Annotated in this window: 2 protein-coding genes; both read left to right on the top strand. The window is 72.5% G+C overall.

Annotation, left to right across the window (positions count from 1 at the left end; translation table 11 throughout):
• The first annotated feature begins 4 nt into the window (after window positions 1-4).
• Window positions 5-11,284: an SDR family NAD(P)-dependent oxidoreductase gene (locus tag AB0435_RS32480; RefSeq protein ID WP_366428577.1), complete on the top strand. Its 11,280-nt coding sequence runs from the start codon at window positions 5-7 to the stop codon at window positions 11,282-11,284.
• Between the two features lie 79 nt (window positions 11,285-11,363).
• The coding region (locus AB0435_RS32475; protein WP_366428576.1) for a type I polyketide synthase at window positions 11,364-19,716 on the top strand (8,353 nt) is incomplete at its 3' end.

Here is a 19,716-nt window from a genome sequence, read left to right as displayed (position 1 = left end):
TGTTCTGGAGGGGCAGTCGGTTGCCCGGTTCGAGGATGTCCTTCGGGCGAAGGCCGAAGCGGCACGTCATCTGCACGAGCTGACCCAAGACATGGATCTGTCGGCGTTCGTGTTGTTCTCGTCGTTCTCCGCGACGGTCGGTGGTGCGGGTCAGGCCAACTACGCGGCAGCGAATGCTTATCTCGACGCGCTGGCGGAGTTGCGGCGCAGTGAGGGTCTCCCGGCGACCTCGATCGCCTGGGGCCCCTGGGCCAGCGACGGCATGGCCCGTTCTGCCGCGGAGCGTTGGGAGCGGCACGGCCTGCCCGCGATGGCGCCCGAGGCGGCGATCGCCGAGCTGGCGAACGTGGTCAACGATCCGGCGGCAGCCTCGCTGCTCGTGGCCGACGTCGACTGGGACACCCTTGCGCAGGCCAGGGCGGGCGCGCGTTCGTCGTCGCTGCTGAAGGAGCTGACGAGGCACGCCGCAGGTGAGGCTGCCGACAGCGGCACCGCCCCGGCCGACGGGTCCCTCGGCCGGCGGATCAGCGGTCTGGCGCCCGCCGAGCAGGAGCGGGCCGTCCTGGAGTTCGTACGGTCCCATGTGGCCGCCGTGCTCGGGTACGGCCGACCCGACGCCGTCGATGTCGACCGGGCTTTCAAGGAGCTGGGCTTCGACTCGCTCGCGGCCGTCACCTTGCGCAATCGCGTCAACGCCGCCGCGGGGCTGACCCTTTCGAGCACCCTGCTCTTCGACCACCCCACGGCGAGGGACCTGGCGAGGTTCCTGCGCGGTGAGGCGCTGGGGCTGCGGTCCGACGCGGGGCAGGCCCTGCCCGCAGCAGTGGCCACGGACGACGAGCCGATCGCCATCGTGGCGATGAGCTGCCGTTTCCCCAGCGACATCCGAACCCCTGAAGCCTTGTGGGACCTGCTGGCCGAGGGGCGTGAGGTGCTGACCGAGTTCCCCGCGGACCGTGGCTGGGACCTCGACACGCTCTTCGCCCCGGACCCGGACGAGCAGGGCAAGAGCTACGTCCGAGAGGGTGCCTTCCTCGCGAAGGCCGGCGACTTCGATCCGAAGTTCTTCGGGATCTCGCCGCGCGAGGCGACGGCGATGGACCCGCAGCAGCGGCTGCTGCTGGAGACCTCCTGGGAGGCGTTCGAGCGGGCCGGGATCGACCCCGCCGCGCTGCACGGCAGCCCCACCGGTGTGTTCATCGGCAGCAACGGACAGGACTACGCGACGAGTCTGCGCGGGGCCTCCCCCGAGAACGTCGAGGGACACCTGGTGACCAGCAGCGCCGCCAGCGTGGTCTCCGGCCGTATCTCCTACACCTTCGGCCTGGAGGGCCCGGCGGTCACCGTCGACACCGCGTGCTCGTCCTCGCTGGTCGCCCTGCACCTCGCGGCGCAGGCCCTGCGACAGGGCGAGTGCACGCTCGCGCTGGCCGGCGGTGTCACGGTGATGTCCACGCCTGAGCTTTTCGTGGAGTTCAGCCGTCAGCGCGGTCTGGCCTCCGACGGCCGTTGCAAGGCGTTCGCGGCGGCAGCGGACGGCACCGGCTGGGGCGAGGGCGCCGGCCTGCTCCTGCTGGAGCGCCTGTCGGACGCGGAGCGCAACGGGCACCAAGTGCTGGCGGTCGTGCGTGGTTCCGCCGTCAACCAGGACGGTGCGAGCAACGGTCTGACGGCGCCGAACGGTCCGTCGCAGCAGCGGGTCATCCGCGCCGCGCTGGCGAACGCGCGGCTGTCGGCCGCCGAGGTCGACGCCGTGGAAGCGCACGGTACGGGTACGACGCTGGGCGACCCGATCGAGGCGCAGGCGCTGCTCGCGACGTACGGCCAGGACCGGCCGGAGGACCAGCCGTTGCGGCTGGGGTCGATCAAGTCGAACATCGGCCACACCCAGGCCGCGGCCGGTGTCGCGGGCATCATGAAGATGGTCCTCGCGATGCGGCACGGCACCTTGCCGCGCACGCTGCACGTGGACGAGCCCTCGCCGCACGTTGACTGGACGGTCGGCGCCGTCGAGCTGCTGACGGACTCGATCGCATGGCCGGAGACCGGTCGGCTCCGCCGGGCGGGCGTGTCGTCGTTCGGTGTGAGCGGCACGAACGCGCACGTGATCCTTGAGCAGGCGCCCGCGGCGGTTGCCGAGGAGGAGCCGGCTCGGGTCGAGCCGCCGGTGGTGCCGTGGGTGGTGTCCGCCAAGTCCGAGAAGGCGTTGCGGGGGCAGGCGGAGCGACTGCTTGCGCGTGTGGGGGAGTTGTCGCCTCTGGATGTGGGCTTCTCGCTGGCGACTGCTCGGGGTGTGTTCGAGTATCGGGCTGTGGTGTTGGCGGGGCATCGGGGTGGTTTGAGCGCTCTGGTGGATGGGCGTGAGGCTCCGGGTGTGGTGCGGGGTCGTGTTGCGGGTGCGGATGGCCGTGCGGCCTTTGTCTTCCCCGGGCAGGGGTCGCAGTGGGTCGGTATGGCTGCCGGGCTGCTGGAGTCCTCCCCGGTGTTCGCGGAGCGGCTGGGCGAGTGTGCGGCCGCGCTGGCGCCGTACGTCGACTGGTCGTTGACCGGGATCCTGCGCGATGGGGAGAACGACGCCTGGCTTGAGCAGGTCGACGTGGTGCAGCCGGTGTTGTGGGCTGTGATGGTCTCGCTGGCGGAGGTGTGGCGTTCGACCGGTGTGGAGCCGGCGGCTGTTATTGGTCATTCGCAGGGTGAGATCGCGGCCGCGTGCGTTGCCGGAGCTCTGTCCTTGGAGGATGCGGCGAAGGTGGTGGCGCTCCGCAGCAAGGCTCTGCGTGCGCTGTCCGGTCGTGGCGGGATGGTGTCCGTCTCGCTGGATGTGGAGGCGGTTGAGAAGCGGCTGGACGGCCGACTCGCGGTGGCGGCCGTCAACGGCCCGGCCACGGTGGTTGTTTCCGGTGACAACGACGCCCTCGATGAACTCCTCGCCCAGTGTGAGGCGGACGGTATCCGTGTTCGCCGTATCGCGGTGGATTACGCCTCGCACTGCGCGCACGTGGAGGAGATCGAGACCGCCCTGCTGCGTGACCTCGCAGGTATTGCCCCCCGCTCTGCATCCGTGCCGTTCTATTCGACGGTGACGGGATCGGTGCTGGAGACCGGCGCTCTGGACGCTGCCTACTGGTACCGCAACTTGCGCCAGACCGTCCGCTTCCAGGAAACCGTCCAGGCCTTGTTGGACGACGGTTTCCGCCTGTTCGTGGAGTCCAGCGCCCACCCGGTCCTGACGATGGGCGTCGAGCAGACCGCCGAGACCCACAACACACCCATCACTGCCGTGGGTTCGCTCCGTCGCGACGAGGGTGGCCTCGACCGTTTCCTCACCTCCGTCGCCGAAGCCTTCGTCGGCGGAGCGAACGTCGACTGGGCCGGCCTCTTCGACGGCACGGGCGCGCGTCGCGTCGACCTCCCCACGTACGCCTTCCAGCACCAGCGCTACTGGATCGAACCGTCCGCAGCCCCGCAGGGCGACGTCACGTCGGCCGGGCTGACCGCCGCGGACCACCCGCTCCTGGGCGCCGCGGTCACCCTGCCCGCTTCCGGCGGTGCGCTCCTGACAGGGCGGTTGTCGCTGCGTACGCACCCGTGGCTGGGCGAGCACGCGGTGCGGGACCGGGCGCTGTTCCCTGCCTCCGCCTTCGTGGAGCTGGCGTTGCGGGCCGGGGACGCGGTCGGGTGCGACCGCGTCGAGGAGCTCACACTGGAAGCGCCGTTGCTGCTGCCTGAACAGGGCGCGGTCCAGGTGCAGTTGACCGTCGGCGGAGCCGACGGAAGTGGTGCCCGATCCCTCGACGTGTACGCCCGTGTCGAGGACGGCGAGGACGGCGAAGACGCTGAGGACCGGCCCTGGACCCGGCACGCCTCCGGCGTGCTGGTCTCCGCGGCAGACGGCGCCGAGGCGGCCGACGCTGTCGAACTCGGCGCGTGGCCGCCGGCGGGTGCGCGGGCGGTCGATCTGGCGGGGTTCTACGAGCGCCTGGCGGACTCCGGGGTGGCGTACGGCCCGGTGTTCCGCGGGCTGCGGGCCGCTTGGCGGCGGGACGACGAGATCTTCGCCGAGGTGTCGCTCCCCGAGGAGGCGCGAGCGGAGGTGGGCCGGTACGGGCTGCACCCCGCCCTGCTCGACGCCGCGGTGCAGGCGGGGCTGGGTCCGATCGACGGTGGGGTCGCCGACGGCGTACGGCTGCCGTTCGTGTGGCGCGGCGTGTCCCTGCACGCGACCGGCGCCTCGACGGTGCGCGTGCGGCTGGCACCGGTCGGCGCCGACGGTGTGTCCGTATTCATCACCGACGCGGCCGGTGTCCCGGTCGCGCGGGCGGAGGCGTTGGTGGCCCGTCCGGTGTCGCCGGAGCAGCTGGCGGCGGCCGACCCCGGCACCGACGCCCGGACGGCCGACGGATCGGGGCGTACGGCCGTGACGCGCCGTGCGCTGCCCCAGGCGGCACCGGACGCGGAGGAGAACTCCCTGCGACGGAGCTTGCTGAAGGCGAGCGAGGCGGAGCGGCAGCGCATGCTGCTGCGGCTGGTGCAGGAACAGGCTGCCGCCGTCCTCGGCGAGGCCACACCGGACGCGGTCGAGCCCGAACTCCCCTTCAAGGAGCTCGGATTCGACTCGCTCACCGCCGTTGAGCTGCGCAACCGCCTCAACGCCGCCACCGGACACCGGCTGTCGGCCACCTTGGTCTTCGACCACCCGACGCCGGTCGCCCTCGCGGATCACTTGCACGCCGAGCTGCTCGGTCTCCAGGGCGACACGGTCGCGGCCGCCCTGCCCGCCGCCCGGGCCGCGACGGACCAGGAGCCCATCGCCATCGTGGCCATGAGCTGCCGCCTGCCCGGCGGGGTGCGGTCGCCCGAGGACCTGTGGGAGCTGCTGACCGAGGGCCGTGACGCGATCTCCGGGCTCCCCCAGGACCGGGGCTGGGACCTCGACGGGCTGTACGACGCGGACCCCGACAACCCGGGCACGACGTACACCCGGCACGGCGGCTTCGTCGACGACGTGAGCGGCTTCGATCCGGCGTTCTTCGGGATCTCGCCGCGCGAGGCGACGGCGATGGACCCGCAGCAGCGGCTGCTGCTGGAGACCGGCTGGGAGGCGTTCGAGCGCGCGGGCATCGACCCGGCGTCCCTGCGGGGAAGCGAGACCGGCGTCTTCATGGGCGCGGGTTCCCACGGCTACGGCACCGGCCCGCACGCCCCGTCGAGCGGTGTCGAGGGCTATCTGGTGACCGGCAACGCGCTGAGCGTCACCTCCGGGCGCCTCGCGTACGTCTTCGGCTTCGAGGGCCCGGCCGTGGCCGTGGACACGGCGTGCTCGTCCTCGCTCGTGGCCCTGCACCTGGCCGTGCAGTCCCTGCGGCAGGGCGAGTGCTCGATGGCCCTCGCCGGCGGCTCCGCGATCATGTCCACGCCGTGGACCTTCGTCGGCTTCAGCCGCCAGCGCGGCCTGGCCCCCGACGGCCGCTGCAAGCCGTTCGCCGCGTCCGCCGACGGTTTCGGCCCGGCGGAAGGCGTCGGCGTCCTGCTGCTGGAGCGGCTGTCGGACGCCCGCCGCAACGGGCACCGCGTGCTGGCGGTGGTGCGTGGAACCGCGATCAACCAGGACGGCGCGAGCAACGGTCTGACGGCGCCCAACGGCCCGTCCCAGCAGCGCGTCATCCGCGCGGCCCTGGCGAACGCGCGGCTGTCGGCCGCCGAGGTGGACGCGGTGGAGGCGCACGGCACGGGCACCAAGCTGGGTGACCCGATCGAGGCCCAGGCGCTGTTCGCGACGTACGGCCAGGACCGGCCGGAGGACAAGCCGCTGCTGCTCGGCTCGATCAAGTCGAACATCGGTCATACGCAGGCCGCCGCCGGTGTCGCCGGTGTGATCAAGATGGTGCTCGGCATGCAGCACGGCGTGCTGCCTCGGACACTGCACCTGGACGAGCCCTCTCCCCACGTCGACTGGTCCGAGGGCTCCGTGCGGCTCCTGGCCGACGACGCGCCCTGGCCGGAGACGGGACGGCCCCGACGGGCAGGCGTCTCCTCGTTCGGCATGAGCGGCACGAACGCCCACGCCGTGCTGGAACAGGCACCGCAGGACGCCGCCACCGACGATGACGACCGGGACCCGAAGCCGCCGGTGGTGGTGCCCTGGGTGGTCTCGGCCCGTTCGGAGAGCGCGCTGGGCGCGCAGGCGGAGCGCTTGCTGGCGCGTGTGGGGGAGTTGTCGCCGCTGGACGTGGGCTTCTCGCTGGCGACTGCTCGGGGTGTGTTCGAGCACCGGGCCGTGGTCCTGGCCGGAGACCAGGACGGACTGGTCGAGGGCCTGAGCGCGCTGGCGGACGGACGCGGAGTGCCGGGCGTGGTGCGAGGCGTCGCGGGCTCGCGCGGGCAGGCGGCCTTCGTCTTCCCGGGGCAGGGGTCGCAGTGGGCCGGTATGGCGGCTGAGCTGTTGGATTCGTCTCCGGTGTTCGCGGAGCGGGTCGCGGAGTGTGCGGCTGCGTTGGTGCCTTATGTGGATTGGTCGTTGACTGGTCTGCTGCGTGGTGATGACGCTGCCTGGCTTGAGCAGGTCGATGTGGTGCAGCCGGTGTTGTGGGCTGTGATGGTCTCGCTGGCTGAGGTGTGGCGTTCGACCGGTGTGGAGCCGGCGGCTGTCATCGGTCATTCGCAGGGTGAGATCGCTGCTGCTTGTGTTGCGGGTGCGTTGTCGTTGGAGGATGCGGCGAAGGTGGTGGCGCTGCGGAGCAAGGCTCTGCGGGCGTTGTCCGGCCGGGGCGGAATGGTGTCGGTCTCGCTGGACGTGGAGGCGGTTGAGGAGCGGCTGGACGGCCGACTCGCGGTAGCGGCCGTCAACGGCCCTGCCACGGTCGTGGTTTCCGGTGACACCGACGCGCTGGAAGAGCTCCTCGCCGGTTGCGAGGCGGACGGCATCCGCGCACGTCGTATCGCCGTGGATTACGCCTCGCACTGCGCGCACGTAGAGGAAATAGAGAGCGCGCTGTTGCGCGACCTCGCCGGTATCGCCCCCCGCCCTGCATCCGTGCCGTTCTATTCGACGGTGACGGGATCGGTGCTGGAGACGGACACCCTCGACGCTGCCTACTGGTACCGCAACCTGCGTCAGACCGTCCGCTTTGAAGAAACCGTCCAGGCCCTGTTGAACGACGGTTTCCGCCTGTTCGTGGAGTCGAGCGCCCACCCGGTCCTGACCATGGGCGTCGAGCAGACCGCTGAGGCCCACAACACACCCATCACCGCTGTCGGTTCGCTCCGCCGCGACGAAGGCGGCCTGGACCGTTTCCTGATCTCCGTCGCCGAGGCGTTCGTCGGCGGGGCTTCCGTCGACTGGGCCGGCCTCTTCGACGGCACGGGCGCGCGTCGTATCGACCTGCCGACGTACGCCTTCCAGTACCAGCGCTACTGGCTGGAGTCGACGCCCGCTGCCGCAGGTGACGTCACGTCGGCAGGTCTCTCCGCCGCCGGTCACCCGCTCCTGGGCGCCGCGGTCACCCTGCCCGCTTCCGGCGGTGTGCTCCTGACAGGGCGGCTGTCGCTGCGTACGCACCCGTGGCTGGCCGGTCACGCGGTCGGTGGCACGGTGCTGCTGCCGGGCACGGCGTTCGTGGAGCTCGCGTTGCGGGCCGGGGACGCGGTCGGCTGCGACCGGGTGGAGGAGCTGACCCTGGAAGCGCCCCTCGTGCTGCCCGAAGACGGCGCGGTCGACGTGCAGTTGGCCGTGGACGGTCCGCAGGGCGACGGGCGGCGGGAGCTGAGCGTGTACGCCCGGCGTGACGACGCGTCCGGCGGATCGTGGGTCCGGCACGCTTCCGGCGTGCTGGTCTCCGGAGCCGCGAGGGACGATGCCGCTGGGCTGAGCGCGTGGCCGCCGGCGGGTGCGCGGACGGTCGACATCGACGGGCTCTACGAACGGCTCGCCGCCACCGGCCTGGAGTACGGCACGGTGTTCCGTGGGCTGCTGGCCGCCTGGCGGCGCGGTGACGAGGTCTTCGCCGAGGTCGCGCTCCCCGAGGAGGCGCGCGGCGAGGCGGGTATGTACGGGCTGCACCCGGCTCTGCTGGACACGGCGCTGCACGCCTGGCTGACGGGCACCGGCCCGGAGTCCGAGGAGGTCCGGCTGCCGTTCGTGTGGCGGGGTGTGTCCCTGTACGCGACCGGCGCGTCGACGCTGCGCGTGCGGCTGGCGCCGGCCGGTGCCGACGGCATGTCGGTGCTGGTCGCCGACGCCGCGGGCATGCCGGTGGCGTCGGCGGACGCGCTGGTGACCCGGGTGGTCGCGAGGGAGCAGTTCGCGTCCCCGGCCGGGATGAGCGACGTGCTGCACCGGGTGGCGTGGAACGCCGTGCCCGACGCCGTCGCGGCCGCTTCCGACGGCAGCTGTGCCGTTGTCGGAGCCGACCCCCACGGTCTGCTGGGGGCGCTCAAGACGGCGGAGCGGTCCCCGGAGGAGCACACGGATCTCGCGGCGCTGGAGGAGCACGTGCTCTCCGGCTCTCCCGCACCGGACCTCGTGTTCGTCAGCCTCGCCTCGGGACCGTCCGAAGACGTCGCCGCGGCGACGAGGGAGGTCACGCACCGGGCTCTGGACGTCGTGCGGACGTGGCCGGCGGCGGAGTGCTTCGGCGCGGCCCGGCTGGTGCTGGTGACCCGTGGCGCGGTGGCCGTGGCGGCCGCCGAGGAACTGGGGGACCTTCCCGCGGCCGCCGTGTGGGGGCTGGCCCGGTCGGCACAGGCCGAGCACCCGGACAGGTTCGTCCTGCTGGACGTGGACGGCGCCGACGCTTCCCTGGAGGCCCTGTTCGACGCCGTGACCACCGGGGAACCGCAGCTGGCCGTGCGCGAGGGACGGACGCTCGTGCCGCGCCTGGCGGGCGGCGCCGCCGACGGGGTGCTGGTGCCCGCGGGGGACACGTCGGCGTGGCGGCTGGAGGCCTCCGAGGCCGGGACGCTGGAGGGCCTGGCCCTGCGGCCGGCCCCGGAGGCCACCCGCGAACTCGGCGAGCACGAGGTGCGGGTGGCGGTGCGCGCCGCCGGGCTGAACTTCCGTGACGTGCTGATCTCCCTGGGGATGTACCCCGACCAGGCGCTGATGGGCGGCGAGGGCTCGGGCGTGGTGGTGGCCACCGGCCCCGGGGTGTCCTCGCTCGCCGTCGGCGACCGGGTGATGGGCATCTGGTCCGGTGGCTTCGGCCCGCTGGTCGTCACCGATCACCGCACGCTGGCGCGGATCCCGGACGGCTGGTCGTTCACCGAGGCGGCGTCGGTCCCGGTGGTGTACGTGACCGCGCTGTACGCCCTGCGCGAGCTGGCCCGCGTGCGCTCAGGGGAGTCGCTGCTGGTGCACGCCGCCGCGGGTGGCGTCGGCATGGCGGCGGTGCAGCTAGCCCGCGCGTGGGGCGTAGAGGTGTTCGCCACCGCGAGCCCGGCCAAGTGGGACGTGCTGCGGGCCCTGGGCCTGGACGACGCGCACCTCGCGTCGTCGCGCACCGTGGAGTTCGCGCGGCGGTTCGCCGACGCGTCGGGCGGTCGCGGAGTGGACGTCGTCCTCAACTCCCTGGCAGGGGAGTTCATCGACGCCTCACTGCGGCTGCTCGGCGAGGGCGGACGCTTCGTCGAGATGGGCAAGACGGACCTCCGGGACGCCGACGACGTGACGGCGGCGCGACCGGGCGTGACCTACCGCGCCTTCGACCTCGGAGAGGCGGGCCCGGAACGGATCGGCGCGATGCTGGCCGAGATCCTCGAACTCTTCGCGCGCGGCGAGCTGCGCCTGCCGCCCACGCGCGTGTGGGACGTGCGCAGGGCGCCGGAGGCGTTCCGGTTCATGAGCCAGGCACGCCACGTGGGCAAGCTGGTGCTCAGCGTTCCGGCCGCCCTGGACCCGGACGGCACCGTACTGATCACGGGTGCCGGAGGCGTACTCGGCGGCCTGGTCGCGCGGCACCTCGTCGTGGAACACGGCGTACGCAACCTGCTGTTGGTCAGCCGGCGCGGACCCGCGGCCGACGGCATGGCGGAACTCCAGGCGGAGCTGGCGTCGGCGGGCGCGTCGGTGCGCGTCGCCGCCTGCGACGTCGCCGACCGCGACGCGCTGACGCGGTTGCTGTCCGAACTGCCCGACGGGCACGGCCTGACGGGCATCGTCCACGCCGCGGGCGTCCTGGACGACGCGACCCTCGCGTCCCTGACGCCGGAGCGCGTCGACGCGGTGCTCCGCGCGAAGGCCGACGCGGCGTGGAACCTGCACGAGCTCACGCTCCGCTCCGACCTCGCGCTGTTCGCGCTCTTCTCCTCGACCGCGGGCGTCATCGGCTCCGCGGGCCAGGCGAACTACGCTGCGGCCAACACCTTCCTGGACGCCCTGGCGCAGCACCGGCGGGCCCAGGGCCTGCCCGCGGTGTCCCTCGCCTGGGGCCTGTGGGCCGAACGCACCGGCATGACGGGCCACCTGAACCAGGCGGACCTGGCCCGCATGACGCGCGGCGGCCTGGTGCCCTTCTCCTCCGAGGAGGGCCTGGCGCTCTTCGACGCGGCAGGCGGCCTGGCCGAGGGCCTGGTGGTGCCCGCGCGGCTGGACACCGGCGCGCTGGCCGCCCAGGCCGCGGACGGCGTCACCCCGCTGCCCGCCGTGCTGCGCGGCCTCGTACGCCGGCCGGCGGCGACGCGGCGGGCCGTGACCCAGGAACCCGAGCGGGCCGAGGAGCCGTCGCTGTCGCGGCGCCTGTCGGGGCTGGCCCCGGCGGAGCGGCGGCGGACGCTGCTGCGGCTGGTCCAGGAACACGCCGCCACGGTCCTCGGCCACGGATCGGCGGCCGCCGTCGTGACCGACCGGGGCTTCCTGGAACTCGGCTTCGACTCGCTCACCGCGGTGGAGCTCAGGAACCGGCTCAACGCGGCCACCGGGCTGCGCCTCCCGGCCACCCTGATCTTCGACTACCCGACCCCCGAGGCGCTCGCCGGACTCGTCGAGGAGGAGCTCGCGCCCGCGCCGGGAGAGACGGCCGAAGGGGCCGGCCTCGGCACCGAGATCGACAGGCTGGAGGCCGTACTCCGCGACGCCGGCGCGGACACGGACGCCACCACACGCGAGATGGTCACCGCCAGGCTCAAGGACCTGCTGTCCACCGTCTCCGCGTGGGACGTACCGGGCGACGGCCCGGCGGCCGACGCCCCCACCGCGGTCACCGAGCACCTGGAGACGGCGGAGGCCGACGAGCTCTTCGCCTTCATCGACCAGGAATTCGGCACGTCGGAGGAGTTCGGATCCGCTTGATCTCCCTCATGGACGACCCGCACCACCGCACCACCCCTGCCCCGTCGAACGCCCAGCTTCCCGAGCTCGTGAGGTCCTGATGTCGGAACAAGAAAAGCTCCTCGGCTACCTCCGGCGGGTCACGGCTGATCTGCATCAGACCCGCGGCCGCCTCCAGGAGATGGAGGCGGCGGCCCGCGAGCCGATCGCGATCGTCGGCATGAGCTGCCGCTTCCCCGGGGACGTGCGCGGCCCCGAGGACTTCTGGGAGTTGCTGCACGACGGCAGGGACGCCATCACGCCCTTCCCCGCCGACCGCGGCTGGGACACCGACTCCCTCTACGCCGCCGACCCCGACCGGCCGGGCACCACCTACGCCCGCGAGGGCGGCTTCCTCCACGACGTCGGCGACTTCGACGCCGACTTCTTCGGCATCTCCCCGCGCGAGGCGGCCGCCATGGACCCTCAGCAGCGCCTGCTGCTGGAGACGTCCTGGGAGGCCGTCGAGCGCGCGGGCATCGACCCGGCCTCGCTCAAGGGCAGCAGGTCCGGCGTCTTCGTCGGCGCCGTCGCACCCGACTACGGGCCGCGCGTCCACGAAGCCCCCGACGGCGTCGAGGGCCACCTCGTGACCGGCAGCGCCATCAGCGTCGTCTCCGGCCGCGTCGCCTACATCCTGGGCCTGGAGGGCCCGGCGGTCACCGTCGACACCGCGTGCTCCTCCTCGCTCGTCGCCCTGCACCTGGCCGTGCAGGCCCTGCGCCAGGACGAGTGCACGCTCGCCCTCGCGGGCGGCGTCACCGTCATGGCCACCCCCGGCACCTTCATCGGCTTCAGCCGCCAGCGCGGGCTCGCCCCCGACGGCCGCTGCAAGCCCTTCGCCGCCGCGGCGGACGGCTTCGGTCCCGCCGAGGGCGCCGGCATGCTCCTCCTGGAGCGCCTGTCCGACGCCCGCCGCAACGGGCACCGCGTCCTCGCCGTCGTCCGCGGCACGGCCATCAACCAGGACGGCGCGAGCAGCGGCCTGTCCGCGCCCAACGGCCCCTCCCAGCAGCGCGTCATCCGCGCGGCCCTGGCCAACGCCGGACTCACGGCCGCCCAGGTCGACGCCGTGGAGGCGCACGGCACGGGCACCAAGCTCGGCGACCCGATCGAGGCCCAGGCCCTGCTGGCGACGTACGGCCGCGAACGCACCGGTGACAAGCCGCTGTTGCTCGGCTCCGTGAAGTCCAACATCGGTCACACCCAGGCCGCGGCCGGTGTCGCGGGCATCATGAAGATGGTGCTCGCGATGCGGCACGGCGTCCTGCCGCGCACCCTGCACATCGACGCACCGTCCCCCCACGTGGACTGGTCGGCCGACTCCGTCCGGCTGCTCACTGAGCCCACCCCCTGGGCCGAGGGCGAGGAGCCCCGCCGGGCGGGTGTCTCCTCCTTCGGCATCAGCGGCACGAACGCCCACGCCATCATCGAGCAGGCACCGGCCCCGCAGGCCGACGCACCGGAGGCAGACGCTCCGCAGGCAGGCACTTCGCAGGCCGACGACAAGACCGCGGCCGCTCCGGCGGCGACCGCCCTGCCGACGGTGCCGTGGGTGCTGTCGGCCAAGTCCGCGACGGCGCTGCGCGCCCAGGCCGAACGACTCCTGGCGCACGCCGAGGCCCACCCCGAGGCACTCGCCACGGACACCGGCTTCTCCCTCGCCACCACGCGTACGGCCTTCGACCACCGCGCGGTCGTCCTGGCCGCCGACCGCGCGGGAGCCGTGCGGGAGCTGGAGTCGTACGCCGCGGGACGAGCCGCACAGGGCCTCGTCGAAGGCGTCGTCCGGCGTGGCACCGGGGTCGCCTTCGTGTTCCCGGGGCAGGGGTCGCAGTGGGTCGGCATGGCTGCTGGGTTGTTGGATTCGTCGCCGGTGTTCGCGGAGCGGGTCGCGGAGTGTGCGGCTGCGCTGGCGCCTTATGTGGATTGGTCGTTGACCGATCTGCTGCGTAGTGATGACGCTGCTTGGCTTGAGCAGGTTGACGTTGTGCAGCCGGTGTTGTGGGCTGTGATGGTTTCCCTGGCCGAGGTATGGCGTTCGACCGGTGTGGAGCCGGCCGCGGTTATTGGTCACTCTCAGGGTGAGATCGCGGCCGCGTGCGTGGCCGGGGCGCTCTCCCTGGAGGATGCGGCGAAGGTGGTGGCGCTGCGGAGCAAGGCTCTGCGGGCGCTGTCCGGCCGGGGCGGGATGGTCTCGGTCTCGCTGGACGTGGAGGCTGTCGAGGAGCGGTTGTCGAAGTGGGACGGGCGCCTGGCCGTGGCGGCCGTCAATGGCCCGGCCGTGGTGGTCGTTTCCGGTGACGCAGACGCGCTGGAGGAGCTGCTCGCCGACTGCGAGGCGGACGGCGTTCGCGCTCGGCGGGTGGCGGTGGACTACGCGTCGCACTGCGCGCACGTGGAGGAGATCGAGAGCGCGCTGCTGCGTGACCTCGCCGGTATCACCCCCCGTCTTGCGTCCGTGCCGTTTTATTCGACGGTGACCGGTGGGGTGCTGGAGACCGGCGCTCTGGATGCCGGTTACTGGTATCGCAACCTGCGTCAGACCGTGCGCTTCCAGGAAGCTGTCCAGGCCCTCCTGAACGACGGTTTCCGCCTGTTCGTGGAGTCGAGTGCTCACCCGGTCCTGACCATGGGCGTCGAGCAGACCGCCGAAGCCCACAACACACCCATCACCGCTGTGGGTTCGCTCCGCCGCGACGAGGGTGGCCTTGACCGCTTCCTGACCTCCGTCGCCGAGGCCTTCGTCGGCGGGGCGAGCGTCGACTGGGCCGAGCTCTTCGGCGGCGCGGGAGCCGAGCACGTCGATCTGCCGACGTACGCCTTCCAGCACCAGCGCTACTGGCTGACCAGCGCGAAGGCAGGGCAGGGCAGCAAGGGGACCGCGGCCGGCGACGGTTCGGACGCGGTCTTCTGGGAAGCCGTCGAGCACGAGGACCGCGAGGCGCTGGCCGCCACGCTGCGCGTCGACTCGGCGGAGCAGCAGGAGTCGCTGGACGCCGTCCTGCCCGCGCTCGCGCAGTGGCGTCGGCAGCGGCGCTCCGAGTCGGCCGTGGACGCCTGGCGCTACCGGGCGGTGTGGCGTCCCACGGCCGGTACGAAGAAGCCTTCCCTGTCGGGGACATGGCTCGTCGTGGTGCCGGGCTCGCGGAGCGACGACCCGCTGGTCGCAGGCGTACAGCAGGCGCTCCAGGCGCACGGCGCCCACGTGGTGACCCTCGAAGCGGACGGGACCGACGCGGACCGCGCCACGACTGCGGCACGGCTGCGCGAGTTCACGGCGGACGGCCTGAACGGCGTCCTGTCGCTGCTCGCCCTGGACGAGACCCCGCACCCGGAACACCCCTTCACGACGACCGGCCTGGTGGGCACCCTCACCCTCATCCAGGCGCTGGGCGACCTCGGATCCCGGGTGCCGCTGTGGTGCGCCACGCGGGGCGCGGTGTCGACCGGTGACGCCGACCCACTGATCAGTGCGGCACAGGCGGCGGTGTGGGGCATGGGCCGCGTCGCCGGGGTGGAGTACCCCGACACCTGGGGCGGCCTGGTCGACCTGCCGGAGCGGATGGACGGCCGGGCCCGGACCCGGCTCGCCGGTGTGCTGGCCGGCGCCGACGCCGAGGACCAGGTGGCCATCCGCGGCTCCGGCGTCATGCTGCGCCGGCTGGAACCGGCCCCGCTCGGCGAGGCCCGTCCCCTCCGCACCTGGAAGCCCCGTGGCACCGTTCTCATCACCGGCGGCACGGGTGCCCTCGGCACCCACCTGGCCCGGTGGCTCGCGCGCAACGGAACCGATCACCTCGTCCTGACCAGCCGTCGCGGACTCGCGGCGCCCGGCGCGGAGGCCCTCGTCGCCGAGCTGGCCGAGCAGGGCACCCGGGTCACGGTCACCGCCTGCGACGTCGCCGACCGCGACGCGCTGGCGCGCGTACTCGACGCCGTACCCGAGGAGCACCCCCTCACCGCCGTCATCCACGCCGCCGCCTACATCGACCTGGCCGGGCTGGCCGCGACGACGACGGCCGACTTCGCCGACGTCATGAACGCGAAGACCGCCGGAGCGGCACACCTCGACGCCCTGCTGCGCGACACACCGCTCGACGCGTTCGTGCTCTTCTCGTCCGTCTCCGCCGTCTGGGGCGTCGGCGACCACGCCGCGTACGCCGCGGCCAACGCCTACCTGGACGCGCTCGCCCAGCAGCGGCGGGCGAACGGCCTCCCGGCCACGTCCGTCGCCTGGGGCGTGTGGGACGCGGTCGGCGACAACATCCCCGAGGGCCTCGACCTGGACCAACTGCGCCGCCGCGGGCTGCGCTTCATGGACCCGGACCTCGGCATCGCCGCGCTGCAGCAGACGCTCGACCACGACCAGACGCACCTGGCGATCGCCGACATCGACTGGGAGAGCTTCATCCCCGTCTTCACCTCGGCCCGCCCCAGCCCCCTGCTCGAAGAACTGCCCGAGGCACTCGGCATCGAGCAGCAGAGCGCGGACAGCACGTCGAACAGCTCGGACGCGGGGACCGACACGGCCTCGCTCCTGCGCCGGCGGCTCGCCGCGCTGACCCCCGGCGAGCGCGGACACGCCGTCCTCGACCTCGTCCACGAGCAGGTGGCGGCCGTACTCGGGCACGACACCCAGGACGCGGTCGACTCCGAGCGCGCCTTCAGGGACCTCGGCTTCGACTCGCTGACAGCGGTGGAACTCCGCAACCGGCTGAACGCGGCCACGGGTCTGCGGCTGCCCGCCACCCTGGTCTTCGACTACCCCAGCAGCGCCGTGCTGAGCGACCACATCCAGGCGCAGCTCCTCGGGTCGCCGTCCGACACGGCGCGGGCCGACGACGCGGTGTCCGGCGCGACCACGGAGACCGTGGCCGTGGCGTCCGACGACGACCCCGTCGCGATCGTCGCGATGAGCTGCCGCTACCCGGGCGGCGTGACGTCGCCCGAGGACCTGTGGCAGCTGATCATGTCCGACGGCGACGCCATCGGCGGGCTGCCCACCGACCGCGGCTGGGACCTCGACGGCCTCTACGACCCGGACCCGGACGCTCCGGGCAAGACCTACGTGCGGGAGGGCGGATTCCTCTACGACGCGGGCGAGTTCGACCCCGCGTTCTTCGGGATCTCGCCGCGCGAGGCGGCGGCCATGGACCCGCAGCAGCGCCTGCTGCTGGAGACCTCCTGGGAGGCGTTCGAGCGTGCCGGCCTGCCCGCGCTGTCCCTGCGCGGCAGCCGGACCGGTGTCTTCATCGGCTCCAACTACCAGGAGTACGGCCCGCGCGTGCACGAGGCACCGGAGGGCTCCGAGGGTCACCTGATGACCGGCAGCGCGGCGAGCGTCGTGTCCGGCCGCGTCGCCTACTCCTTCGGGTTCGAGGGCCCCGCGGTGACGGTGGACACCGCCTGCTCGTCGTCGCTGGTGGCCCTGCACCTGGCAGCCCAGTCCCTGCGCCAGGGCGAGTGCTCGCTGGCCCTCGCCGGCGGCGTCGCCGTCATGCCGAACCCCGGCGCGCTCATCGGCTTCAGCCGCCAGCGGGGCCTGGCCCTGGACGGCCGCAGCAAGGCGTTCGCGGCGGCCGCGGACGGCATGGGCCTCGCCGAGGGCATCGGCGTGCTGCTGCTGGAGCGGCTGTCGGACGCGCGGCGCAACGGCCATCAAGTGCTGGCGGTCGTGCGCGGTTCCGCCGTGAACCAGGACGGTGCGAGCAATGGTCTGACGGCGCCGAACGGTCCGTCGCAGCAGCGGGTCATCCGCGCGGCGCTGGCGAACGCGCGGCTGTCGGCTGCCGAGGTCGACGCGGTCGAGGCGCATGGCACGGGTACGAAGCTGGGTGACCCGATCGAGGCCCAGGCGCTGCTGGCCACCTACGGTCAGGAACGCCCCGAGGACAAGCCCCTGTTGCTGGGCTCGGTGAAGTCCAACATCGGTCACACGCAGGCTGCGGCTGGTGTTGCCGGGATCATGAAGATGGTGCTGGCGATGCGGCACGGCACGCTGCCGCGCACGCTGCACGTCGACGAGCCCTCGCCCCACGTCGACTGGTCGGAGGGCGCAGTCGAGCTGCTCACCGAGGCCGCGTCGTGGCCCGAGAACGACCGGGTGCGCCGGGCGGGTGTCTCGTCGTTCGGTATCAGCGGGACGAACGCGCACGTCATCCTGGAGCAGGCTCCGGAGGAGGCCAAGGCCGTCGAGGAGGCCGGCGAGTCGCCGGTCGCGGTGCTGCCGTGGGTGGTGTCGGCCAGGTCCGAGGCGGCGTTGCGGGGTCAGGCGGAGCGGCTGTTGTCGTTGACGCGGGACGAATCCGTCGAGCCGGTCGATGTTGCGCATTCGCTGGTGTCGGCGCGGTCGGCGTTCGAGCACCGTGCGGTGGTGCTGGCCGGTGAGTCGCAGGCTTTCGCCGCGGGGCTGGGTGCGGTGGTGTCGGGCGAGCCTGCCGCCGGTGTGGTGCGAGGTGTGTCGGCGCCGGGGAAGCTGGCGTTGGTGTTCTCGGGGCAGGGCAGCCAGCGGGCTGGGATGGGCCGGGAGTTGTATGAAGCCTTCCCTGCCTTCGTTGAAGCCTTCGACGAAGTGTGTGCGCAGTTCGATGGCCTGCTGGAACGGCCCCTGCGTGAGGTCGTGTTCGAGGACGGTGGCGCTCTCGATGAGACGGTGTTCACGCAGTGCGGTCTGTTCGCGCTGGAGGTTTCTCTCTACCGGCTGGTTGCTTCGTGGGGTGTGAAGCCGGATTACGTGGCCGGGCATTCCATCGGTGAGATCGCGGCCGCGTATGTGGCTGGTGTGTGGTCGCTGGCGGATGCGTGTGCGTTGGTGGCGGCGCGTGGGCGTCTGATGCAGGCGCTGCCTGCCGGTGGGGCGATGCTGGCGGTGGAGGCGGACGAGACCTTCGTCCGTACCGCTCTCGCCGATCACGCCGATGTGGACATCGCCGCTGTCAATGGGCCGTCGTCGGTGGTGGTTTCCGGTGCTGAGGCTTCGGTGGCTGAGCTGGAAGCGGCCTGGCGGGATGAGGGTCGTCGGGTGCGGCGCCTGCGGGTCTCGCATGCCTTCCATTCCCCGTTGATGGAGCCGATGCTGGCCGACTTCCGTGAGACGGTTCAGGCGCTGTCGTATGAGACGCCGCGTATTCCGCTGGTGTCGAACCTGACCGGTGTGCTCGCTACCGCCGACGAGGTGTGTGACCCGGAGTATTGGGTGCGCCATGTCCGCGAGGCTGTTCGCTTCGCCGACGGTGTGGCATGCCTGGCGGATCAGGGTGTGACCACGTGCCTGGAGCTGGGCCCGGACGGTGTCCTGTCGGGTATGGGCCAGGACAGTGCCCCGCACGTGGTGTTCACATCCGGCCTGCGCCGGGATCGTGACGAGGCGGCTTCGCTGTTGGAGGCTCTGGCTCAGGTCTATGTCCAGGGCCACTCCGTGGACTGGGCGGCGATGCTGGCCCCGGCACGCCCCCGTCAGGTCGAGCTGCCGACCTACGCCTTCCAGCGTGAGCACTACTGGCTGGAATCGACCGTGGAGTCCGGTGGTGACAACGCGGACGCCGGTTTCTGGGACGCGGTGGAGCGCGGGGATGCCTCGGAGGTCGCGGGGCTGCTGGAGCTTTCCGCGGGTGACACGGCGGGTGAGTCGCTCGCGGCCGTGCTCCCGGCCCTGTCCGCCTGGCGCCATCGCGACCGTGAGCGGCTGGCGTTGGACAACTGGCGGTACCGGGTGACGTGGTCGCCGTTCGGTGAGTCGGCCGGGTTGCTGTCTGGTGATTGGCTGGTGGTTGTTCCGGCTGGTCTGGCTGCTGATGCGTGGGTTGGTCAGTGTGTGGCTGGTCTGGCTGGTCGTGGTGCGCGGCCGGTGGTGCTGGAGGTGTCCGGTGCTGACCGTGAGGTGATTGCTGAGCGGCTTCGGTCGGAGTCCGGTTTCGCTGGCGTGGTGTCGTTGCTGGCGCTCGCGGGCGGCCGGGATGCGGTGTTCGGCTCGGTGCCGACGGGTGTCGCACTGACTCTGGCTCTCGTGCAGGCTCTCGGCGATGCTGACATCGCGGTTCCGTTGTGGTGTGTGACGCGGGGCGCGGTTGCTGTCACTTCCAGTGAGCGTGTGGCGGATCTGGATCAGGCGCAGTTGTGGGGTCTGGGCCGTGTGGCGGCGTTGGAGCTGGGCGGCCGCTGGGGCGGTCTGATCGACCTTCCCGAGGTGCTGGACGGGCGTTCGGCGGGGCGTCTGGCGGGTGTGTTCCGGTCCGGTGAGGCTGAGGTCGCGGTCCGGTCTGCCGGGGTCTTCGGGCGTCGGGTTGTGCGTGCTTCGGTGGGTGCTGGTGTCGGTCCGTGGCGTGTGTCGGGGACGGTGCTGGTCACGGGTGGTACGGGTGGTCTGGGCCGGCATGTGGCTCGTTGGCTGGCCGGTGCGGGTGCGGAGCATC

The sequence above is a fragment of the Streptomyces sp. NPDC051173 genome, from assembly GCF_040689515.1.
Lineage (GTDB): Bacteria > Actinomycetota > Actinomycetes > Streptomycetales > Streptomycetaceae > Streptomyces.
This window is presented reverse-complemented; position numbering and strand designations above follow the sequence as displayed.